The organism is Nocardioides sp. P5_E3 (assembly GCF_054049275.1).
Window position 1 is genome coordinate 16555 of the sequence record NZ_JBFUMR010000032.1, and the last position, 21724, is coordinate 38278.

17 protein-coding genes are annotated in these 21724 nt (G+C 70.5%); 4 read left to right on the forward strand and 13 right to left on the reverse strand.

From position 1 onward, the window contains the following. Positions 1-80: 80 nt before the first annotated feature. From ACXJKB_RS18455 to ACXJKB_RS18475, 5 genes are all read right to left on the reverse strand, one after another. Positions 81-1313 (reverse strand): vWA domain-containing protein, encoded by a 1233-nt coding sequence (locus ACXJKB_RS18455; RefSeq protein ID WP_457190939.1) that lies wholly within the window; start codon positions 1311-1313, stop codon positions 81-83. Further along, positions 1313-2422 (reverse strand): AAA family ATPase, encoded by a 1110-nt coding sequence (locus tag ACXJKB_RS18460; protein WP_457190941.1) that lies wholly within the window; start codon positions 2420-2422, stop codon positions 1313-1315. Before ACXJKB_RS18460 ends, ACXJKB_RS18455 begins: the two co-directional genes overlap by 1 nt. Before the next feature lie 42 nt (positions 2423-2464). Further along, a complete protein-coding gene (locus ACXJKB_RS18465) occupies positions 2465-3292 on the reverse strand; it encodes a homing endonuclease associated repeat-containing protein (protein WP_457190943.1) in 828 nt (275 codons plus the stop codon). Between the two features lie 85 nt (positions 3293-3377). Further along, on the reverse strand, positions 3378-4370 hold the full coding sequence (locus tag ACXJKB_RS18470; RefSeq protein ID WP_457190945.1) for a WYL domain-containing protein: 993 nt from the start codon (positions 4368-4370) through the stop codon (positions 3378-3380). Beyond that, a complete protein-coding gene (locus tag ACXJKB_RS18475) occupies positions 4367-5299 on the reverse strand; it encodes a helix-turn-helix transcriptional regulator (protein ID WP_457190947.1) in 933 nt (310 codons plus the stop codon). Before ACXJKB_RS18475 ends, ACXJKB_RS18470 begins: the two co-directional genes overlap by 4 nt. Positions 5300-5813: 514 nt before the next feature. On the opposite strand from ACXJKB_RS18475, the gene ACXJKB_RS18480 reads away from it, so the two are divergent. Next, positions 5814-8594, forward strand: coding sequence for a hypothetical protein (locus ACXJKB_RS18480; RefSeq protein WP_457190949.1), 2781 nt, complete (start codon positions 5814-5816; stop codon positions 8592-8594). Between the two features lie 664 nt (positions 8595-9258). On the opposite strand, the gene ACXJKB_RS18485 is transcribed toward ACXJKB_RS18480, so the two are convergent. Then, a complete protein-coding gene (locus tag ACXJKB_RS18485) occupies positions 9259-10527 on the reverse strand; it encodes an MFS transporter (protein ID WP_457190951.1) in 1269 nt (422 codons plus the stop codon). Beyond that, positions 10524-11990, reverse strand: coding sequence for an NAD(P)-binding protein (locus ACXJKB_RS18490; RefSeq protein ID WP_457190953.1), 1467 nt, complete (start codon positions 11988-11990; stop codon positions 10524-10526). The genes ACXJKB_RS18485 and ACXJKB_RS18490 overlap by 4 nt, the downstream gene beginning before the upstream one ends. 104 nt (positions 11991-12094) lie before the next feature. On the opposite strand from ACXJKB_RS18490, the gene ACXJKB_RS18495 reads away from it, so the two are divergent. Beyond that, a complete protein-coding gene (locus ACXJKB_RS18495; protein ID WP_457190955.1) occupies positions 12095-13030 on the forward strand; it encodes a helix-turn-helix domain-containing GNAT family N-acetyltransferase in 936 nt (311 codons plus the stop codon). 25 nt (positions 13031-13055) lie between these two features. Here the strand turns inward: ACXJKB_RS18495 and ACXJKB_RS18500 are convergent, their stop codons facing one another. The 4 genes from ACXJKB_RS18500 to ACXJKB_RS18515 all read right to left on the reverse strand — a co-directional run bounded on the left by ACXJKB_RS18500 (position 13056) and on the right by ACXJKB_RS18515 (position 17292). Continuing rightward, positions 13056-13526, reverse strand: a complete 471-nt coding sequence (locus tag ACXJKB_RS18500; protein WP_457190957.1) for an arsenate-mycothiol transferase ArsC — start codon at positions 13524-13526, stop codon at positions 13056-13058. Between the two features lie 2 nt (positions 13527-13528). Then, positions 13529-14641: an ACR3 family arsenite efflux transporter gene (gene arsB / locus ACXJKB_RS18505; protein ID WP_457190959.1), complete on the reverse strand. Its 1113-nt coding sequence runs from the start codon at positions 14639-14641 to the stop codon at positions 13529-13531. After that, positions 14638-15369 (reverse strand): arsenate reductase/protein-tyrosine-phosphatase family protein, encoded by a 732-nt coding sequence (locus ACXJKB_RS18510; protein ID WP_457190961.1) that lies wholly within the window; start codon positions 15367-15369, stop codon positions 14638-14640. The genes arsB and ACXJKB_RS18510 overlap by 4 nt, the downstream gene beginning before the upstream one ends. A 180-nt stretch (positions 15370-15549) precedes the next feature. After that, entirely contained in the window at positions 15550-17292 is a 1743-nt protein-coding gene (locus ACXJKB_RS18515) for a M28 family metallopeptidase (RefSeq protein WP_457190963.1), read from the reverse strand. Positions 17293-17440: 148 nt separating this feature from the next. Between ACXJKB_RS18515 and ACXJKB_RS18520 the strand changes: the two genes are divergently transcribed. Then, the gene (locus tag ACXJKB_RS18520; protein ID WP_457190965.1) at positions 17441-18004 is read left to right on the forward strand and encodes a hemerythrin domain-containing protein; all 564 of its coding nucleotides are present in this window, start codon (positions 17441-17443) and stop codon (positions 18002-18004) included. A gap of 31 nt (positions 18005-18035) precedes the next feature. Here ACXJKB_RS18520 and ACXJKB_RS18525 read toward each other — a convergent pair whose 3' ends face one another. Continuing rightward, the gene (locus ACXJKB_RS18525) at positions 18036-18467 is read right to left on the reverse strand and encodes a hypothetical protein (protein WP_457190967.1); all 432 of its coding nucleotides are present in this window, start codon (positions 18465-18467) and stop codon (positions 18036-18038) included. Positions 18468-18628: 161 nt separating this feature from the next. Between ACXJKB_RS18525 and ACXJKB_RS18530 the strand changes: the two genes are divergently transcribed. Further along, positions 18629-21046, forward strand: coding sequence for an ATP-binding protein (locus ACXJKB_RS18530; protein WP_457190969.1), 2418 nt, complete (start codon positions 18629-18631; stop codon positions 21044-21046). Here the strand turns inward: ACXJKB_RS18530 and ACXJKB_RS18535 are convergent. Continuing rightward, the gene (locus ACXJKB_RS18535; RefSeq protein ID WP_457190971.1) at positions 21024-21701 is read right to left on the reverse strand and encodes a hemerythrin domain-containing protein; all 678 of its coding nucleotides are present in this window, start codon (positions 21699-21701) and stop codon (positions 21024-21026) included. The genes ACXJKB_RS18530 and ACXJKB_RS18535 overlap by 23 nt on opposite strands. Positions 21702-21724: the final 23 nt, after the last annotated feature.

Here is a 21724-nt window from a genome sequence, read left to right on the forward strand (position 1 = left end):
CTGAGGTCCCTTCTGCGTTGTTGTCGGGCCAAGAATGACCTGGACCCCGGACACAAATCGGAGCCATCGGAGGGCGTTGTTCACGCTGCGGAGGCGCTTCCTGCTGAGGCGTCAATTGCCCGGATCCACCCCGGAACGCGGTCGATGGCGGTGGGCCGGGTGAGCACCGCCACGACCCGTACGTCGGGGCGGGGTGGGACAGCGGGCCAGCCGGTGAACCCGTCGGTGATGACGACGACCAGGTCCGCGTTCGGTGTCAGTGAGGCGGCGGCTCGGATCCCTTCGCACATGTCGGTGCCACCGCCGCCGACCAGTTCGACCTGCTCGACCGAGCGGACCACGGCCGCCTCGTGAGCGGTGTGGTCGCAGGCGATGGCGCGCAGCGGGCGTCGGCTCCGGCTCACCCGTTGTACTAGGTCGCGAGTCTCCGAGAGAGCGCGCGCCAGGTCACGTTGAGCCATCGAGCCCGAGGTGTCGATCACAACGGCGACGGAGGGCGGGGCGGGGGCGACCACGGCCGGGAGGACCACACCGGGCACCCGCCGCCGACCCGGTCGTGCATAGGTGTAGTCCCGGCGACCGGCATGCTGGGAGAGCTCCTTGCTCAGGACCGTTCGGAGCTCGCGGTTCCAGTCGACGACAGGCTGCAGGCGGGCCTCGGCCCAGCGGCTGAGACCGCCAGGTACGTCACCGACGGCGACGGCACGCGAGCGGACTTCCTGGGCGACAATGTCGCGGACCAGGTCGGCGGTGCCGTCGTCCACCGACCCGTCCCCGTCCGCCTGGGCGTCGGCGCCGGGCAGCTCCCACGGTCGGGAGCCGCCGGCGGCACCCGAGCCGCAGTCCGGCGTAGCCTGCCCCTCGCTGACATGCCGCGCCTCGAGCAGCAGCCGGTAGAGCTCCTCGACACCCATCTCCCGGTGCGTCTCCGGCAGTCCGAGCTTCGACAACAGGACCCGGTCGTCGGGCGGAGACGTGGTGATGTCGTCCAGGTCGGCGTTGATGAGGGCATCGCCGGCGATGTTGAAGACGCCGTGGAGCGTGTCGGGCTGGCCGAGCGACTCCCATCGCACCGGATGGCCGCGCAGGCAGTGGCCGGCCTCGTGCAGCCAGATGTAGGCGAGGTCGTCGACGGTTCGCTCGGCGGCGGACCCCGGGTTGACGTAGACCCGCCACCGTCGGTCGACGCCCAGCGTCGGGACCTGGTCGCTCTCGACCAGCACCATGCGGAGCAGCACCGATGCGAGGTACGGCGCGTTGCGGATCGCCAATACCCGCGCGGCCCGGATCTTCAGCGCAGCGTCCGCCGTCATCAGGCGGCCCTCAGGTCACCGAGCGCGGCGAGGAGGTGCGCGAAGGCGGTGACGAAGGGTAGGCCCGGCGCCCAGCCATTGACCCTGAGCTTGGCAAGGCCGGACGCGGCCGTGAACACCGCGTCGACGTGTCCGGCGCTCGCGAACGCCACCAGGACGTGCTCCATCGCCGCGGCTCGCGCCGTGGTCGGCAGGTCCGTGATCGCGACGAGCAGACTGGATGCGATCGGGTGAACGTAGTCGGGCCGCGAGGGGACCACGAAGGAGGTCGGGTCGCCGAGGATGTCCTCCGGGTCGGGCAGGTCGAGTGCACGCTGCCACTGCAGGAACTCGATCGCGGCCGCGCTCCCGATGGTTCCCGCGAGCAGCGCCCGGTTGACGCCCTCGCCGACCCCGAGCGCCCAAGCGTGCCCCAACAGCCGGGCAACCTTCTCCCAGGTGCGCGGCGTGGGGTATGACCGGCCGGCGTCGGTCTGGGACGCAGGGACGGCCGACACCAGGTCGCGTCGGTGGTGGAGGAAGCCACCGACCAGTACGCGAGCGCGCTGCTCCTCACGCGCCACGGCGGAGGTCTGCACCGTGGGCACCTCGATGGGGGTGAACCCGCGGGCGAGGCCGTCGGCGATGACGTCACCGGGCACCGACCACTCCAGGTGGACCATCCGGTTGGCCAGCGGGGCGGAGAGCTCCCATCCGTCGGTGGCGATCTCGGGCGGGTTGGCGGCGAGGACGAATCGGGTTGCTTCAGGCAGGCGCACGTCGCCCACCCAGCGGTCCGTGAGCGGCCGCAGCAGCGCGGCCTGCACCGACGGAGGTGCGGTGGTGATCTCGTCGAAGAAGACGAGGCCCTCCCCGGCCGTGGCGATCCGCTGGGCCCAGGCCGGCGGCGCCAGCCGCACCGTGCCATCCCCGGCCACGACCGGCAGCCCGGCAAAGTCGCTGGGCTCGCGGACCGAGGCGATCACCGTCTCGCACGGCCACCCCTGGGCGACTGCGAGGGACTCGAGGACAGCGGTCTTGCCGCAGCCGGGGGCGCCCCACAACACGACCGGCTCACCGGCGGAGAGGCAGACGGACAGGGCTGCAATGGTGTCGGTGTACGTCGTCACTGAGGCTCGTTCCTTGGAGGTGTTGGATCGGGGGGCGGTGGGTCAGGCGGCGTAGTCGTGGGCCGCGCTGCGCAGCCGGGACTGTTCCTGGAGCGCAAGGCGTTTGGTCCCTGTCCAAGGCCCGACGTGATTTCGCACGGTCTGCGCGCTGGGCCGGTCGGCGTCGAGGCGGGACCACCGGTCGAAGTCCGCGTAGCTCCCGGTCGCGCCCTTGGACTCCAGGTAGTCGACGACGTGCAGGACCAGGTCTGCGTTGCTCCAGCGGCGGATGTAGCTGGGGCGACCTCGGTTGACCTCCAGGCCCGCGGCCCGGCAGGCCGCGTTCCAGCTGCCGCCAAACCGCTGCAGGATCCGGACACTGGTGATGCCGCCGTTGGCCACGACGTAGGCGTCGTAGTCGTTCTTCGACAGCGGGTTGCCGATCTCGGCCGCGGCCGCTTGGATCTGCCGGGCGATGGCACAGCCGGAGTAGACGCGGTCGCGGCACCTCGGCTCAGTGACGAACACACCGCCGGCCTCGCCACCGATCGCTTCGGAGAGCCGCTGGGACGTCATGCCGAGAGCCTCCGCAGCCTCCCTACGGGTACAACCGGGGTTGGCCTGCGCCCACGCCAGGACCACCTCCCGGTCCGCCTCGCGCAGCAGCTCGGCCCGCCGGCGGCGCATCTGGCGGCGCTCTTCTCCGGATATGCCGGCGTGAGCGAGGATCTGGCGAACCATCTCCCGGGTGAGCCCATAGAGGTCGCCCATCTCCTGGAGGCTCATGCCGGTGCCGGACAGGGCGACGAGGTGGCGGTTGCGCGCCGCGCGGAAGGCGGCTCGCGATGTGTACGAAGTGGGCGGGATCGGGGCACTCTGGTCGAGGTTCATGGCTGCATTCTGTGCCAGACCCCGGACACAAATGCCCGCTCGGAAACCCGCTCTGACCTGCGCAAACGTCCGTTCTACGTAAACGTCAGCAGGCGCTCGCGGAGTGGTGCTCAAGCAACTTGCGAGCGACCGCAGCGGCGGCCCCACTCAGCTCGGCAGGTGCCACCAGTTCGGCCTTTGGGCCAGCGGCGAGCATGAGCTTCCCGGCTCGGTCCAGCAGCGGGGGCAGCAGGTCCACGTCAAGAGTGACGAATTCCTCGTCCTCGGCCACGGCCCGTTCCGTCTCGGCGTAGTGGCCGGCGGCCCAGCGTGACGCGTGCGGGAGCCGGACTCGGACAGTGGTCGTGGCCCGTTGTCGCTCGAGCCGGCCGGGCAGGTCATCGGGTGGGGTAAAGGTCTCGTCGAGGAGGTTCGCCGAACGGATGTTGGTCAGCAAGAAGGTTCGCAGGTCGTCGTTCTCGTCCAGCGGGCCGGCGTCGACCTCCCATGCACCGCGGGCGTGGATCAGCCGGTAGGGCTCGATGATCCGGTCGGTCACTCCTTCCCGCCAGGCACGCGAGTAGCGAATGTGAACCCGTCGGTGTTCGTTCGCCGCCTGCTTGAGTGGGTCGATCACGTCGTCGTAGCGACGGTGTGCCTGGGTGGAGCTCCTGGACTCGCCTCGCATGGTCTCCTCCAGGACACCCAACGCCTCGGCGAGGTGAATGTCGTCGGGGTCGAGGTCGCGCTGCAACAGCCCGGCGGCGTACAGCAGGGCCAGCTCGCCGGCAGTGACGTACTCGACACCGAGCTCCTCGAGCCCGTCGTAACCGCTCAGCCGCACCAGCTCGGCCTCGCTCGCGTCATCAAGGTCGACGCCATCCGCCGAGAGGAACTCCAAGCAGATCATCGGCCGATCCAGCACCGCCACGTCGCCCTGGGCGGTCGTGAACCAGATCAGGTCCTGTCGCACCTCCGCCGAGGGCACCCGCGCCTGCTCGGCCAGGTCGTCGATCGACAGTCCGTCGGGGTAGGCCGCCAGCAGCTCGAGGACCTGGGGCAGTCGCGCGAAGCGGTGTACGTAGTGCGGCGCGGTCATGCCTGTCGCCCGTCGGCGAAGGCGCTGAGCTCGGCGAGGAGCTCGGCACGAAACTCGGGTGGTCCCAGCACCTCGACACGGGTCCCGAGCTCGTAGAGCCGGTGCCGGAACGCCGACCGGTTCGTGACTTGGTAGCGCATCTCCAGCCGACCGTCCTTCTCCTCCTCGCCGGCCGGCTCGCGCATCCAGCGCACTACGTCAGCGCGGTAGCCGGGCGCGGTCCGCAGCACCACCTCAACCGGCGGATCCCGCTCCCATCCGAGTGGATGAAGTGCGACGTGTCGGCGACCCTCGACGCGTCGTCCGTGACCCGGGTCGACCATCCGGGTCTCGCTCATCCGCGAGACGAGGAAGGTCTTGAGGTTCTCGGCGTCTGGCTCCGCGTCGTTCTCCAACACCCGTAGGTACCAATCGCCGTACCTGGGCTCGAGCACCTGCGGATCGACCAGCCGTTCCTTGCCGTTGTAGCGGCAATGCAGGCGTCCGCGGTGCTTCAGCGTGGCCATCACCTCGTCGAGAACCTCGGCGTACTCCGCGACCCGGACCTCGGCGGTAGGCGCTGCGGCCGGTACTTCGTCGGGCAGCCCGAGCCGCTTGACCAGGTCCTCTCTCTGAGCGACGAGGACTGCCCGCTGGAGCGCCGCGGCCTGCGGCACACTCAGCCGCACGGTGAGGCGGTTGTCTCGTGCGCGCAGCTTGTACTGCGCCGACGTGCCGGGGCGGGCGACGTTGTCGATCACCCAACCCTGCGCCGCCAAGTGCTTCAGCTCACGCTGAAGCTGCCGCTTGCCCGAGTCACTCTGGGGGAAGCCGGCCACCCTCAGCAGCTCATCGACGGTGACGCCGAGCTCCGACGCGCTCAACCGGCTGACGATTCGAGCCAGGCGCTCCATCGCCGCGCCCTGATCCCGCCCGCGAGGTCTGGGCATCGCTCTCCTCCCGTCGTCCGGTCTCATCCTCGCGGGTCACGCCGACCACGGTCCAGACGCGCGCGTGGATGGGGAACATGGGGTTGTCTTGCCCACCTACTCGACCGCACAAGCGTCGGTCATGGCCTGGGTCGTTCGCGCTGGACACCGCATCGACTCCACCCCTTCCCTACGGGGAAACAGACCCCTACGGTCGGCTCATGACTGCGCGATCCCCCGCGCTCCGGAAGCGGTTCACCGGGACGGCCACAACGCCCTGATCGCAGGCTCCGTCGCCTCCATGGACCTCACTCCCTACAAGGCCGACGCCGTCGCTGTGGCCGTCGATCATCGGTAGTTCGCTCTTGGTCCTGAACCATCGGTCTGAGGTCGCAGCGTCGCCGGACGCTCCATCGGCTCATGGCGAGTCAGAGCCCTCCGCGGCGTCTGCCCGGGCGCGAGCTCCACCCCAGCCGCGGGTGCACCAGGCGCGGCAGACGCGGCCGACGCGGCAGACGCGCAATTCTTTGCGGATGTGAGCCTCTACGGTGACGCGCTGGGCGTCGTGCGCGTAAGCAGCCCGGGCTGTTCTGCCAGAGCAATCGCGCAGATACTGGTCGAAGCCCAGATCGTGGAGGCCACGATGGCAGACGAGAAGAAGGAATTTCCCAAGGGAGCTGCACAGTGGCATGCGCAGGCAAAGAGGGTCGAGAAGCCGAACCCGGCGTTCAACTCAAAAGGGGCGCCTGGTAGTTCAACCGGGGCGCAGACCACCACGCATCCCACGACGTCACTAAGCACCGTCAATAGCTCGTCGACGCCCCTGTTCGAGCGCGTCTTCCGAGAAGAGCTGCTTGCGGCCGAGCTCATAAGTACCGAGGGACTAGTCCGCCTGATCGGCGAGCTCGAGGGCTCCGACCGTGTCCTCACCAACGACCTCCGGCTGCCGCAGCCGTTCCCGGCCGGACGGGGGGCACCGATCCTGCTGCATGACGCTGTCGACCCTGCTCTGCTGTTGCTCCACTCTGCCCGCGACTCGGACGAGGCACTCCACCGCTGGTCGTCAACGACGGTGGCCTGGGCGCGCGCCCTGCCCAGGGTGCCGCTCGAGGAGCAGACCTGGATGCTCGCCAGCTCCTGCCTCCGCGCGACGGACCTGACGTCGTCTCTCGTGGACACATGGATCCCTCCCGTGCTGCGCCGCTTCGGCTGGGATGGTCGACCGCCTGGCACCCTTGACGAGGCGGCAGCGCTGGTCGGCAAGACCCGCGAGCGGATGCGTCAGATCGCAACCAAGGTCAACGATGCCCTGGCGGACCGCGTTTGGATCCCCGGCGCCGACCGGGTGATGGACTTGGTCCAGGACTCGATACTCCCCGAGACCTACGTCCTCGACACCCTCATCGAGGAGGGGATCACCGCTACCCGGTGGCACATCGACGCCCTGCGCGAGACCCTCGCTCTCGCCGGCCAGGCACTGAGCCACACAGACGGCGTCGTCGGGCTGACAGCAGGAGACCGGCAGCGGGTCCAGAGGCACGCCCGGAGATACATCGGTGTTCCTGGGCTCGGCACGGTCGACGACGTCGTCGAATTGCTAGCCGAGGATGATGGGCACCCCTTCAGCGGGAATGTCGTACGCCTCGTGGTCGACACGAGCGGCTGGCTCGACTGGGCCGATGAGGAGCGCGGTTGGTTCGTCTCGCTCTCCCGCAACCAGGACGACGTGCGTCTGCGCAACATCACCCGCAACATGCTGTCCGTCTCGACCCCTCTTCCGGTGGCGACGGTCGTCGACGCGTTTGAGCGACTCAGTGCGTTCCGGGGCACCGATGCCACAGTCACGGTCGAGCAAGCGAAGGCCTTCTTCCGCATCCATCCCGAGTTCCGTCTCGACGGCACATTGGTGGGGAGCGAGGCCGAGCTCGACTATCGGGACGTTCTCGCGGACTCGAAGCGCCGCCTCGTCGACGCCCTTCTCGCTATGCCCTCGCATGTGGGTTCTCGTGAAGACGTGATCAACGCGGCCGTCGATGCGGGCGTCAATCGCAGCACCGCGGGCATGTGGCTCACCTTCGCCGAGGTCATCGTCGACCACGGCAGGTACGTGTGGGGTCTTCTCGGCTCGAACCCGTCCCCGGAGCGGGTCAAGGAGATCCAAGCCTCTGTGCGTGAGCAACAGGAACCGCTCGAGTTCGAGGACAGCTGGGATGCCGACGGACGCTTCGTCGTGAGCTTTCGAGTCACACGGTCCTTCCTCAACTCGAGGACCGTCGGCCGCAGGTGGCCTCCCGAACTACGTGAAGGCGGCGACTTCGCTGCCAGCACGCAGGGTGACAAGCACTGCGGCATCGTGAAGTTCTCAGCGGAGCACACCTTCTCATGGGGCTGGGGTCCGTCCATCGCGGCCGTCGGCGCCAAGCGCGGCCAGCGCATGCTTGCCACGTTCGACCTGCAAGCGAACAGAGTGACCGTCGCGTCGATCGCCGCCGACGACCCCGCGTCTGCCAAGGCGTCGGAGGTGCGGTTTCCCGAGACGCCCGAGCCACGCACGGATCTTCCGACGCCTCCGGGTTGGAGCGAGAGCGGGTACGCCGAGTATCTCGCGGAGCTCCGGCGCGGTCGCCTGCGCTCTTCCTGGCGTGGCGTAGACGGTGTGCTGCATCTCGCCGACCTGCCCCCGGAGCGGCAGCGGCCGGGTCTCATGGCCACTGGCCGGGCCAGGATCCTGCCCGATGACCCGATCTATGAGAAATACATCAACGACGTTTGCCCTGAGTTCGACTTCTACGCCGACCCCGCTCCGCCGCTCGCGGACGCCGCGCCACCGCCCACGAACGCCGGTTCGCGGGATCCGGCCGTACCGGCAGAACCGGCAGACACCGCGACACCGAGTGAGACCAGGACCGGTGTGCCGCGCATCCAGTCGTTTGCCGACGACCTCGTGGCCGACATCAGGAGCAGCGTCGCTCCGGCTGCGTGGCAACCGTTGCTGGAGGAGATGGCCAGTCAACTGGGCCTGCCGGAGGCAACCCCCAACTACGCACTCGGGCCTGCTCATGGACCACCACCCGCCCGACCAGTTGACGTCGCGGCGCCGAAGGACTCCCTGGATGTGGAGCGTTCAACCTTGCTGGCAGAGTTGAATCATGCGCGCGAGACCGTTCGCTCGTCCATGGCCCGCGGAGACGCCGCCTTCACTGGTGAGACGTTGCATTCCATCCGACAACGCGTCGAGGCCGCACCGCCTGCGCTGATGGACTCACGCTTCGACGAGTTGCTTGCGTGGCTCGCCGAGCAACCCCGGCGCCGTTGACGTTCCGCGACGCACGTTAGTGAAGTTCGTTCCCGAGCGGTTTCCGGGGAYGCCCGCATCAACGGTCACGAATCGCTGGGTCGCCAATCGCCTGTATGCGGATGACTAACAGGCAAGTCCGACCGAGTACGAACTAGTCTCCGAGAACCACCCCATCACCGCTGTCAGATTGCCAGCGGCACTCGAACCAAAACGGTGGGGCAGCCCGAACCACTACTCGTTCGTGCATCAGACCCTCAGCGGAGTGATGTGCCTTTGGTGTCACTGGTTGTCCGTCGCAGCAATCGGTCGCAGCAGCAGCGACTGTGGTCGCTAGAAGACGTTCCACGAGACCGTCGACCCACTACCGGCGGTGCAGGAACGATTGCAGGAACCCCTCCAGAAGCCGTTTGATAACGATTTGCCGAACGGCCCATCACGAGCCCTCACACGGCACCCAGCAGGCCTCTGACCTGCGCAAACGTTGACAAGCGCCTCTCGAGGATGCCGGAACTCGAATGGGCTCGAAGACCGTTACGCGCCGCTACGGATCAGAAGGTTTGGGGTTYGAATCCCTACAGGCGCGCAGATCAGAACGCGAGGGGCCCGCTTCCCGGACAGGGAGGTGGGCCTTCTCCGTCTCAGGGACCGGCCCGGAGACGGTCCGTCCTCCGGCTCGACGGCCTCAGCGGATCCTGCGTGACCGGCGGGCGCGAGGCATGACGAACATCGACATCGCCGCCACACCCGCAAGCACCGCGAACGTGGCGTCGTACGACCCGAGCAGGGCAGCGAACAGCGCGCCCACCCACGGCGCGAACGCCGAGGTGGCCGTGATGGCGCCGGTCAGGATGCCGTTGCGGTGCCCGATGTCGCCCACACCCCACCGGTCCACGACGGCGGTGGCGTGGATGAGGGTGAAGATGCCGCGCACCGTGCCTGAGCCGAACGTCAGCACGCACACCAACAGGAACGGTGATTGCCAGACCGCGAGCGCGCCCGTGGTCACGACAACTCCCGCGACCGTTCCGATCGTGCGGGCAGTCGGTCCCAGCCGACTGAACACCGGGCCGTAGAACAGCCGGCCCACCACCTGCCCGACGCCACCCACGGCMAGGGCGGTGGCAGCCTGGGTGGTCGTGAGCCCGTTGCTGGTCAGCAGTGGCACGAGGTTGATGACGACGGCGTGGACGGCGAAGCCGGCCAGCGCCAGGGCGACGACCAGCAGCGTGAAGGCGCGTGGGTCGAACTCGGCTGATGGCTCGGTCTGGCTGCCCTCGTCGCTCGTCGTGTTCCGTGTGCGGGTCGACGTCCACGGTGGGCGGAGCCCCCACGCGTGCAGCGGCACGGTCATCAGGAGCACGGCTGCGAGCGCCGCGTAGGCACCGCGCCACCCCAGCTCGGACAGCAGCAGGGCGGTCAACGGCGCGAAGACGGTCGACGCCAGCCCTGCGACGAGCGTGATGGCGGTCAGCGACCGGACGCGACGCACCGAGTCGTCGCCGCTCCATCCGGTCACAGCGGCGAACGCGGGGGCGTACAGGGTGGCGGACATCGCAGCGCCGGCGAACACCCATCCGGCGAAGAAGCACAGGAGGCTCGGCGCTGCAGCCAGGGCCGCGATCGACGCGACGGCCACGACCGACCCGGCAGTCATCACGACGCGCGGGCCGACCTGGTCGATGCGGCGGCCCACCCAGATGCCGCAACCGCCGGAGACCACGAGCGCGAGGGTGAAGGCTGCGACCAGCCAGACCATCGGCCAACCCTCGTCCGCGCTGATGCTGCTGGACAGGACCGGGAAGGCGTAGAAGAGCACGCCCCACGACACGATCTCCGTGACGCACAGCACGGCGACAGCACGGGACAGCCCCGGGACCGCAGTCGATGCGGCCCCGGGGCCGGCGAGGCCGGCTCGAACGGCGCCGGCGCCGGTCGCCGGGCGCTGCGTCATCCGCAGCAGCCCGAGCTACTCTCCTCGTTCGCAGCAGAGGTCACACCGGCGCCGGCCGCAACCGGCGCGCCGATGGTCAGCAGCTGGGGCTCGAGCCGGAGCGGCGTGCCGTCCGCCGGGGCGGGGCCGCAGCACCCTCCGCCGACCCCGGCCAGCGCGACGGCGTCGGGGTCGTCGAACGTGCCGGCTCCGTTGCAGACCCCGGTCTCGGGAAGCACCAGGTCGACCCTGTCGGCGGCCTCGAAGTCGCCGTCCAGGGCTGCCACCACCGAGCGGACCTGCTCGTAGCCGGTCATCGCGAGGAACGACGGCGCGCGGCCGTAGGACTTCATCCCCACCAGGAACAGGCCCTGCTCAGGCTGGGCCAGCTCTCGGTGGCCGTGTGGTCGGACGTCGCCACAGCTGTGGTGGTCCGGGTGGATCTGGTCGGCCAGGATGCGCGCGGACCCGAGGGCGGGGTCGAGGTCGAGGCGGACCTCGGACAGGAACGTGAAGTCAGGGCGGAAGCCGGTGACGACGATGACCTCGTCGACGTCGGTGACCTGCTGGCCGTTGACCGAGGCGATGGTGAGGCGGCCGTCGGCCTGGGTGGTCACGGACTCGGTGCGGAACTGGGTCACGTTGGTCACCAGCCCGCTCGCGGCGGCGGCCTTGGCGTCCTGGCCGAGCTTGCCGCGCTGCTCGAGCTGGTCGTTGTCGCCACCTCCGAACGCGTCCCCCACGGACGGGCGGCGCAGCAGCCACGACACGCGGGTGGCGGAGTCGGTCCTGGCAACCTGGGCGAGGCCGATGAGGACGCCCTGGGCCGAGGCGCCCTTGCCGGCGACGGCGACGTGCTTGCCCGCGTACCGGGCGGCGACGGCCGGGTCCCGGAAGTCGGGGATGCCGTAGGTGAAGCGGGCGGCGTCCTCCGTCTCGCCCAGGGCGGGGTAGCCGTCGGCGCCGAGGGGGTTGGGGCTGGTCCAGGTGCCTGACGCGTCCACGACGGCGCTGGCGAGGAGCCGCTCGCGTCCCAGGGGACCTTCGACGTGCACGGCGAACGGGTCGCCCTCGCGCCCGGAGTCGACCATCAGGTCACGACCGGCACGGCTCACACCCACCACGCGGGCGCCGTAGCGCACCGAGCCGCCATCCAGGCCGTCGAGCAGCGCCGCCAACGGGTGCAGATACGCGTCGCGCCATTCCCCGCCGGTCGGGTAGACGTCGTCGTCGGGTGCTGCCCACGTGCCGGCGGCGTCCAGCAGACGGCGTGCGGCGGGGTCGACGAGCTCGGACCAGGCCGAGAACAGCCGGACGTGCGACCACTCGCCCACCGCGGCACCGGCATCCGGGCCGGCCTCGAGGACGACGAAGTCCATGCCGCGCTCGGAGGCGTTCGCGGCAGCTGCGAGGCCGATGGGGCCGGCGCCGATGATGGCAACCGGCAGGGAAGCGGCAGGGGTGGGACTGGCTGAGGTGGTCACAACATCTCCTGGAGCATTGACGGGGATCGATGTAATGAGACAGTATCGACCTGAGTCGATGAACGCAAGGGTCTCATCGACAGTCTTCGATGTAAGGTGTGGACGTGACCACCACGACGCAGGACGAGACCGTCGAGACGCCCGCGGATGCCCTCGACGGCGCGGCATCCCCGTGTGATGACGCCGCGTCCGGGCCGGCGATGGATGCGCCACTGGTGCTGGACCGCGACGAGGCCGAGACGTTCGCCGGCTGGTTCTCGACGCTGTCCGACCCCACGCGCGTGCGACTGCTCCACGCCGTCTCCACCGCACCGGCCGGGCACATCCGCATCGGCGACCTGGCGCTCGAGCTCGGCATCGGCCAGCCCACCGTGACCCACCACGTGCAGAAGCTCGCCGAGGTCGGGTTCCTCAACGTCGACCGCGTCGGCACCAGCAAGCACGTCTCGGTCAACCCGGCCTGCTGCACGGGCCTCCCGCACGCCGCCGACGTCGTCATGGGCACGCTCGCCGCGCGGCCCTGCTGCCCGGAGGACCTGCCCGCTGACGTCACGACCCGTGCGATGACCGACGACGACCTCCCGGTCGTGCGCGACATCTACGCCGAGGGCATCGCCACCCGCAACGCCACCTTCGAGACCGAAGCGCCCGAGGTGAGCACGATGGCGACGAAGTGGCTGCCCGGCCACCGGTGGGTCGCCGAGGCTGACGTCGACGGGGTCACCCGGGTCGTCGGGTGGACGGCGATCTCGCCGGTCTCCGAGCGCGCGTGCTACGCCGGCGTCGGTGAGAGCTCGGTGTACGTCGCCGAGTCGGCCCGCGGTCGCGGCGTGGGCAAGGCGCTGCTCTGGCGCCAGGTCAACGAGGCCGACGCCGGCGGCCTCTGGACGCTGCAGACCTCGGTGTTCCCCGAGAACCGAGCCTCGATCGCGCTGCACCACTCAGCCGGCTACGCCACCCTCGCAGTCCGGTCGCGCATCGCGCAGCTCGACGGAGTGTGGCGGGACACCGTGCTCCTCGAGCGTCGCAAGGACGCCTGACCGGCTCCAACCGCCGGCCCGTGGCTCAGGCCAGGACGGACGGCGGCAGCTGGATGTCCGGGTCGAGCTCGACGAGAAGCTGACGTACGCGACCGTCGATGTCGGCGATGATGCGGCGCACCGTCTCCTCGTCCTGACCGCCCGGGTCCGCGACCGGCCAGTCGACGTACTTCACGCCGGGCACGTAGGGGCACTCCTCGCCGCACCCGAGCGTGATGGCCATGACCGAGGCCTCGATGGTCTCCCGGGTCAGCTTGGTCGGCGTCTCGGCCGAGGTGTCGAGGCCGAGCTTCTCCAGCGCGTCGGCGACCTCGGGGTGGACGTGCTCACCGGGTTGAGTTCCGGCCGAGAGGGCGATGACGCGACCGCCGGCGTAGTGCTCGGTCAGGACGCGGGAGATGACGGAACGGCCGCCGTTGCGGACGCAGGCGAAGACGACCTGCGGGACGTCCGCCGTCTCGACGTGGCTGGCCGGTTCGGAGGCGGCGTGGGTCATCGTCATGCTCCTGCATCTGAGCGTGCGGGTCGGGAAGTGGCGGGGTTGGTGCTGGTGAAGAAACGGCGTGCCCACAGGCTCACGTAGACCAGCGCGACGAGGACCGGCACCTCGATGAGGGGTCCGACGACCCCGGCCAGTGCCTGGCCGGAGGTGACGCCGAAGACCCCGATGGCGACCGCGATGGCGAGCTCGAAGTTGTTGCCCGCTGCGGTGAACGACACGGCGGTGGCGCGTTCGTAGTCGAAGCCGAGGGCCCTGGTGAGCAGCATCGAGCCGCCCCACATGAGCAGGAAGTACACCAGCAGCGGTAGCGCAATGCGGGCGACGTCGAGCGGCTGGTTGGTGATGGTGTCGCCCTGGAGGGCGAACAGCAGCACGATGGTGAACAACAGGCCGTACAGGGCCATGGGGCCGATGCGAGGCAGGAACGTCGACTCGTACCACTCCCGGCCGCGGGCGCGTTCGCCGAGCGTGCGGGTCAGGAAGCCCGCCAACAGCGGGATGCCGAGGAACACCAGCACCGAGACGGCGATGTCCCACATGGACACCTCCAGCGCAGCCTGCTCGAGGCCGAGCCAGCCGGGCAGGACCTCGAGGTAGAAGTAGCCGAGGACGGCGAACGCGACGATCTGGAAGACCGCGTTCAGCGCGACCAGGATGGCCGCCGCCTCCCGGTCCCCGCAGGCCAGGTCGTTCCAGATGAGCACCATCGCGATGCAGCGTGCGAGCCCGACGATGATGAGGCCGGTGCGGTACTCCGGCAGGTCCGGCAGCATCAGCCACGCGAGCGTGAACATCAGGGCCGGCCCGAGCACCCAGTTGAGAACGATGGACGTCCCCAGCATGCGCCGGTCGCCGGTGACGTGGCCGAGCTCGTCGTAGCGGACCTTCGCCAGCACCGGGTACATCATCACCAGCAGGCCGATGGCGATGGGCAGCGACACCGAGCCGACCTCGACGGCCGCCAGGGCGTCGTCCAGTCCCGGGACGAGACGACCGAGCAGCAGCCCGCCGACCATCGCGACACCGATCCACACCGGTAGGAACCGGTCCAGGGTGGAGAGGCCGTGCAGGACGTCGTCGCCTGCCTCCGGCTGCTGGTCGGTGGTCACGGTGTGCTCCTGGGAGTCGTGGCACCAGGGGTGCGGTGGAGGCGGGCGGCGAGGTCGGCCACGCGACCGGCGATGTCGTCGTACGCGGCATCGAAGGCGGCATCGGTGCCGGCGGCCACGGGGTCTGGCACCGACCAGTGGCTCACGCCCGCCAGGTGCAGCCGTGCGTCGGACGTGGAGTCAGCAGGCACGAGCTCTTCATGGGCGGCGTCGCACACCGTCACGACGTAGTCACCGTCGCGCAGCAAGCCGTCGAGCGACTGGGGTCGTTCCTGGACCACGGCCAGTCCATGGCGCCGGGCCGCGGCCAGGGCACCGGGGGCGACGGCCGCACCGGGGTGGGTGCCGCCGGACGTGACCGGGATGGGGCTGGCCTCCCGCCAGAGCGCCGCCGCCAGCTGCGAACGCGCCGAGTTCGCAGTGCACACGAACACCACTCGTTCCGCTGCGGGACCAGCTGTCGACGACGCAGCGGGTAGCAGACCGGCCAACCTGCCGCGGTGCACCCGGAGGTACGTGCGGCGCTTGTCCGCGTGCGAGCGGTGCCGGGACACGATGCCGGCGTCCTCCAGGACCTTCAGGTGGTGGGCCAGCAGGTTCGAGGGCAACCCGAGCTCGGCGCGCAGCTCTCCAGGAGACGCGTCGCCGGCGCCGAGCAGGTCGACGATGCGCAGGCGGGCCGGGTCAGCCAAGGCCGACAAGCCCGCCACCCGTCCGTCGAAGTCCATCGCTCAACCATTCGCTCAACAACTATTGAGTCAATCATGGCTGACTGACCACGCGTCGGCAAGTCCCGTCGCGAGCCGGCCCACGCGCCGAGCCCGTTGCTGTCGACGACTGAGGCTGCGGCGCGCAGGGCACGAAGAAGCCGCAGGTCAGGTGCTGACCTGCGGCTCCTGTCGTCCTCGCTAGCGGCGGACCGGGTTCCCGTGGCCGTGCCACCGGTAGTCACGACCGGTCTTGCCGGCCTTGGCCGTCTTGCGGGCCTTGTGGACCTTCGCGCTGAAGGGGTCCTTCGAGGCTGCGAAGTAGTAGACGCCGTAGCTGGCAGCGGCCGAGAGCTCGGTGAGGCTCTTGATCGCACCACCGGCCATCGCCCGCTGTGCCGCGCGCTTGTCGGCCTCGGTCCCCTCAGGTGCCAGACCCTCGGCGTCGAGCGGCGGCACCCCGGTGAGCACGGTGATCAGGTTGTCGCAGATCTGGTGGTAGCACGGGTCGAGCCACGAGCCTGCCGCACCGCCGTAGACCGCGGCCTCCTCGGCCGTCTTGACCTCCTCGGCGCCGGCGAAGACGCCGCCCGACGGGATCCCGCGGTCGGTGAAGCCCACGTAGTCGGACCGACCGTCGAACGGCCGACGCGCGCTCTCGAGCCCCTGGGCGGTGAACCAGTCGTCGAAGACCTGTTCGACCTTGCCCGAGCCCTCCGGCCCGGCGGGGTTGTCCGGCGCGGCGTTTCCGTCACCGTCGTAGACCCCGCGGATGTAGTTGGCCGAGGCGAGCATGTCGTAGTCGAGCATCACGTCGATCTTGTCGACCTCACGCTGGCTGAGGCTGTGGGCGTAGTAGGTCGATCCGACCAGCCCGTTCTCCTCGGCGCCCCACCACGCGAACCGGATCTTGTTGCGCAGCTTGTAGTGCCCGTCGGCCACTTCCTCGGCCTGGGCGAGCAGCGTCGCCGTGCCGGAGCCGTCGTCGTTGATGCCCGGACCCGCAGGCACGGAGTCGAGGTGCGCGCCGACCACGACGACGTGGTTGGGGTCGCCACCACGCGTCTCCGCGATCACCTGCGGCAGGAAGCGGTCCGTGAAGGTCCCGTAGACCTTGAAGTCGACCGTCGGGTTCTGGCCCTGCTTGTAGGCCTGCAGCAGCTCGTTGCCGAGGGTGTAGCTGGTGATCACCGCGGCGATGGTCGCCGGCGGGTCGGGCTGGTTGTCCACGAAGATCGGGTTCTGCCGCGCGGGCGTGTTGCCCTCGTTGTAGATGATCACGCCCGTGGCCCCGGCCGCCTGAGCCAGCGACCACTTCGTGACGAACGCGCACGTGCCGCGCTGGACGAGCGCGACCTTGCCGGAGACGCCGGCGTAGTCACCCTCCGCGCAGCCGCTGGCCGAGCCGCCCGTGGGCGGGTCGACGATGCCGCCGACCGGGAACACGGGAGCGTTGGTGAGCGCCACGGTCGGCGAGTTGGCCATGGTGATGAAGTCGGCGCTGGGCAGGTCGCTGTCCTCGGCGTCGCCGGGGACGTACGTCTTGGGCGTCGGCGCGACCATGTTGAGGACCGGTGGCTGGGTCTCCGCCCAGAACGGGAAGTTGAACTGGTCGACCTTGGGTTGGTAGCCGGCGGCGCGCAGCGTCGACACGACGTAGTCGAGCGACTCCTGGTAGCCGCTCGAGAACACCTCGCGGGTGTCGTTGTTGAGGGACGCGATCTGCTGCAGGGCGACCTGGTGCTCGGTGATCTCCGGGACGGAGACACCCTTCACGAACTTCTTGGCCCGCGGGTCGCTCGGGGTGACACCGTGGGCCGAGTGGCCCGGATGTGCCTTGGTGGTGGTGACGGTCTGGACGGCCCCGGATCCGGATGAGGCGGCCGCGGTGGCGAGCAGGACGGAGGTCGTGCTCGCGATCAACAGCTTGGACGCAGTCTTCATCGCTCCCTCTCGGGCGGCCGGCGCACGCGTTCGACCCGATGCCGAAGGCGGTCGGCTGCCAACCTCATGAATCTAGTGACGGGCCGCGGACGCGTGGTATCCCCTCGATGAGGCAACTCGGCGCGGGGCCGCCCGTAGGCTCGGCCGCGTGCCGCCCATCGATGACGCCACCCGACCACGCGTCGCGGGCTCGGTCGAGCTGGAGCCGCGCCAGCGCGCGGCCGGCGACCACCTGCGGATGGTCCACGACCACTTCCGCCACCAGCTGGAGACCCTGACCCGGGCCGTCGACGCCCTCCAGGACGCGTCAGGTGCCGGGGCGAGCGACGGGGCGAGCGAGGTCGAGGCCGTCCGTGCGGGGGTCCACGGGCTGGCGCCGTCGCTGACGGCCCAGCAGGTCGCCGGGCTCTGCGGGCAGGTCTGCCGCTTCCTGACGATGCACCACACCATCGAGGACCAGAACATGTTCCCGGCCGTCGCGACGATGGAGGCGTACGCGCCCGTCGCGGCCCGCCTGGCCGAGGAGCACCTGGTCGTCCACGACCACCTCGAGCGGGTCGACGACCTGGCGGTCGCCGTGCGGACCGACCCCGGTCGGATCGGCGAGCTGGTCACTGCCGTCGCGGATCTCCGGGCCGACCTCGAGTCGCACTTCGCCTACGAGGAGAGCGAGATGTCCGAGCCGCTGGGGCTGCTCGGGCTCGGCATCTAGGTGTACCTGGCCCGGGCCCCGACGTGCCTGCCTACGACGGCCGGATGACCGTCCCACGCCAGCGCTGCACCCCGAGGTAGGTCGCCACCGCGAGCAGTCCGACGTAGACATCGTTCTCGAACCACCCGAACACCGTCTGCTGCTCGGGTCCGAACGTCGTCGGGTAGTAGAACAACGCGATGACGAGGATGGCCGCGAGGAACGCGAGCACCGTGGCCTGCGCGGCGCGCCCGGGCCTCCGGGCCAGCGCCGACACGGCGAACGCCGTGGCGTAGAAGCCCCACGCCAGCGGCGTCGTGACCGTGAAGGTGGGGTCCTCGATGCCTGCCACCGCGGCATACACGGTGTGGACGACGGACAGCGCGAACGCGGCGAGCATCACCCCGGACATCTGCCGGCCGTACGTCGCGGTCCGCACCCTCGACGTGCCCGATGGAGCGACTACCGATTGCGTCGTGGTCATGGGGGTTCCTTCCCTCGTGGACGGCCTCATGCCGCCACGTCCCACCTTCCGGCGGCCGCCGGCGCCACCCCACCCACAGGGCACCCACACCGCTCCCACACCACTGTCGTGCCGGCACAGGCCCTGCCGACAGGGCCGTCCGAGCCACTAGCGTCTGCCCCGTGGAGGCCGACACGGGACCGGGTGCGTTCGCTGGTGCGCTCCGGGGCCTGCGCGAGTCGCGGTCGCTGACCCAGGAGGAGCTCGCCGAGCGGTCCGGGGTCACGGCCAAGGCGATCGGCGCCCTCGAGCGCGGCGAGCGGCGGCGCCCCTACCCTCACACGGTCCGCTCGCTCGCGGACGGGCTCGGTCTTGATGACGGCGAGCGCGCCGGGCTCCTGTCTGCGGTCCCGCGCCGCTCGCCCACGTCGTCGTCCATGCAGGTCGACGGCTCGTCACCGCAGGCGGAGCGGCCCGCCTCTGTCGTGCCGTCACCGACCGGCCGGACTATCGGGCGCAGCGAGGAGCTCCGTCGACTCCTCGACCTCGTCGCCGAGACCACCGAGACCACCGAGACCACCGAGACCACCGGACGACTCGTCACGCTGACCGGGCCGGGCGGGGTGGGCAAGACCCGGCTGGCGACCGAGGTGCTGGCGCGGGCCGGAAGCTCCTTCCCCGACGGCACGACGTTCGTCGACCTGTCGGCCGTGCGCGACCCCGCCGTCGTCCTGCCCCGCGTCGCGACGGCACTGGGGGTCGTGGAGGGTGTCCACTCCGCCGGGCTCGCCGACCGACTGGCCGCGCACCTCGCGGGGCGGCGCGTCCTCGTCGTCCTCGACAACGTCGAGCAGGTCCTGGCCGCTGCTCCGGCGGTCGCCGACCTCCTGGCGCGCGCCACCGGGCTCACCGTGGTCGCGACGAGCCGCGCCCCGTTGCGGGTCCGCGCCGAGCGCGAGGTCCCGGTCGGCCCGCTCGCACTCCCCGAGGGCGACGATCCCGCCTCCGTCGCCGCGTCGCCAGCGGTCTCGGTGTTCCTCGACCGTGCGGCGGCCACCGGCGTCCAGTGGACCGTGACTCCGGAGACCGCGGCCACCCTGGCCGGAATCGCCCGGCGCCTCGACGGCCTCCCCCTGGCACTCGAGCTCGCCGCCGCCGGAGCCCGGGTCCTGCCGCCGGAGGCCCTGCTCGCCCGACTCGAGAAGCGGGGGCTCGACCCCGGCCTCGGTCACGGACCCCGCGACCTCCCGGACCGGCAGCGGACGATGACGACCGTCCTCGACTGGAGCGCCGACCTCCTCGAGCCCGAGGAGTGGGACCTCCTGATGCGCCTGTCGGTCTTCTCCGGCGGATTCTCGCTCGATTCGATCGAGGCCGTCGTCGGCGGTTCCGGTGGCGCGCAGGGCTCGGACGACGTCCTCCCCGCCCTGACGTCGCTCGTCGAGCAGTCGCTCGTCGTGCCGGTGCTGGCACCGGACCCGATCGCGCGCTTCCGGCTGCTCGAGCCGGTGCGGCAGTACGCCGCCGTGCAGGCGCAGGCAGCGGGCGTCGCCCTCCCCACGGCCGAGGCGCACGCCGCGCACTTCCGCGCGCTGGCCTGCGAGGCCCACCGTCGGCTGCGGTCCAGCGGGATCGGCCTCGTCCTCGACCGCCTCGAGGCCGACCACGCCAACCTGCGCTCCGCCTACCTCCGCCTGCTCGAGCTCGACCGTCACGCCGACGCCGCCGAGCTCGTCATGTCCCTGTGGTTGCACCTCGGCCTGCGCGGGTACGCGCGCGAGGGTCTGGGATGGCTCGACCGCCTCAACGGCGCCGGCTCGGACGCCGCTGTCGTGCGCGCCGCGGTCGCCCGCATGGGACTGATGCTCGTCGTCGGAGACGTCGCCGGCATGAGGCGGGAGGCCGCCGTTGCCCTGCCGCTGGCGCGCCGGGTCGGGGACCCGACCGTCGAGGGCGAGGCCATGGTGCTCGCGGGTCTGGCCGCCGTGTTCGCGGGGGACCTCGACGCAGCGTCGTACCTGCTGCGGCCGGACCTGCAGCTGCCGGACGGTGACGCGGAGCGGTGGATCTCCCTCCACCTCCTCATCGGACTCGGTCAGGCGGCGCTCGTCGGAGGTGCCGTCGACGACGCCCGGGCTCTGCTCGAGGAGGCGCTCGGCGCCGCTCGAGCGCTCGGCAACGAGTTCACCCTGGCGACCACCCTCAACACCGCGGCGACGCTGCGCGAGGTGCTCGGCGACGACACGGGCGCGGCGGTGCTCCTCGGGGAGTCCCTCCGCACTGCGTGGCCGCTGCGACTCACCTGGACGATCGGGTACGCAGTGCCGGCCCTCGCCGGCGTGGCGGCGCGGTCCGGGGACCTCCTGGCCGCCGCCACGCTCTTCGGCGCTGCGGCGACCCTCGGCGCCGCCACCGCGGTCGACCCGCTCTTCCCGCCGTCCCGCGAGACCGCCGACGCCGGGCTGGTCGCTGCGCGGGACGCGCTGGGCGAGCGCGACTTCCTCGCTGCGTGGGAGGTCGGACGCTCCATGACGACCGTCCAGGTGGCAGGGCTCGCGGAGACCGTCGTCGCCGGGATCACCGACCCCGGACGCGGGTGACGTAGCGCCGGTACTGCCGCGCGCCGACGGTCCGGAGGACGAGGCGGACCGGCAACGGGACCTTCGCAAGCATCGCGCGGCGCTCGTCGGGGGTGCACTCCTCGAGGATGGCGCCGAAGATGATGGGCAGCTGCTTCTGGTCCATCTCGTCGATGCCTTGCTCGCCGAGGCTGTTCCACTCTGCGACGGTGACGTGGCGCTCCGCGAGCGGCAGGATCTCGCGCTCCTCGAGGTCGAGGTGCTCGACGAGGGCAGCAGCGAGACTATCGAGGAGATCGGCGAGCTCGGCCCCGCGGGCCGTCGTCGGCGACGTCTCCCATGCCTGGAGGAGCGGCTCGACGTGCTCCATGTGACCCTCGACGGCCTCGTGCTGCGCCTGCATCGTCTCGACGAGCCCGGTGGACGGCGCCGCTCGCTCGAGGAGAGCCGGCCACAGGACCACGTCCTCGCCGGTGTGGTGGTGGTGCAGGCCGCCGAGGACCAGCCGCACCGCGCCGGCGAGCGTGGCCGCTCGATGCGTGTCGCCGTCGCTGACCTCGCGGACCAGCCGCGGCAGGATCCTGAGCTCACGCCGGAATGCGCGGTGGATGATGACCATCTCGTGCACCCACGGTCGGTCGGTGGTCGGGGTGGTGCTGAACGCGCTGGTGCTCATGGCTGGCCCTCTCGGCTCGATTG

Coding starts and splice junctions, on each gene's coding strand:
- ACXJKB_RS18470 (WP_457190945.1), bottom strand. CDS start 4,370: ATGACCGCGCCGCACTACGTACACCGCTTCGCGCGACTGCCCCAGGTC.
- ACXJKB_RS18515 (WP_457190963.1), bottom strand. CDS start 17,292: ATGAAGACTGCGTCCAAGCTGTTGATCGCGAGCACGACCTCCGTCCTG.
- ACXJKB_RS18500 (WP_457190957.1), bottom strand. CDS start 13,526: ATGACCCACGCCGCCTCCGAACCGGCCAGCCACGTCGAGACGGCGGAC.
- ACXJKB_RS18535 (WP_457190971.1), bottom strand. CDS start 21,701: ATGAGCACCAGCGCGTTCAGCACCACCCCGACCACCGACCGACCGTGG.
- ACXJKB_RS18510 (WP_457190961.1), bottom strand. CDS start 15,369: ATGGACTTCGACGGACGGGTGGCGGGCTTGTCGGCCTTGGCTGACCCG.
- ACXJKB_RS18465 (WP_457190943.1), bottom strand. CDS start 3,292: ATGAACCTCGACCAGAGTGCCCCGATCCCGCCCACTTCGTACACATCG.
- ACXJKB_RS18475 (WP_457190947.1), bottom strand. CDS start 5,299: ATGCCCAGACCTCGCGGGCGGGATCAGGGCGCGGCGATGGAGCGCCTG.
- ACXJKB_RS18525 (WP_457190967.1), bottom strand. CDS start 18,467: ATGACCACGACGCAATCGGTAGTCGCTCCATCGGGCACGTCGAGGGTG.
- ACXJKB_RS18455 (WP_457190939.1), bottom strand. CDS start 1,313: ATGACGGCGGACGCTGCGCTGAAGATCCGGGCCGCGCGGGTATTGGCG.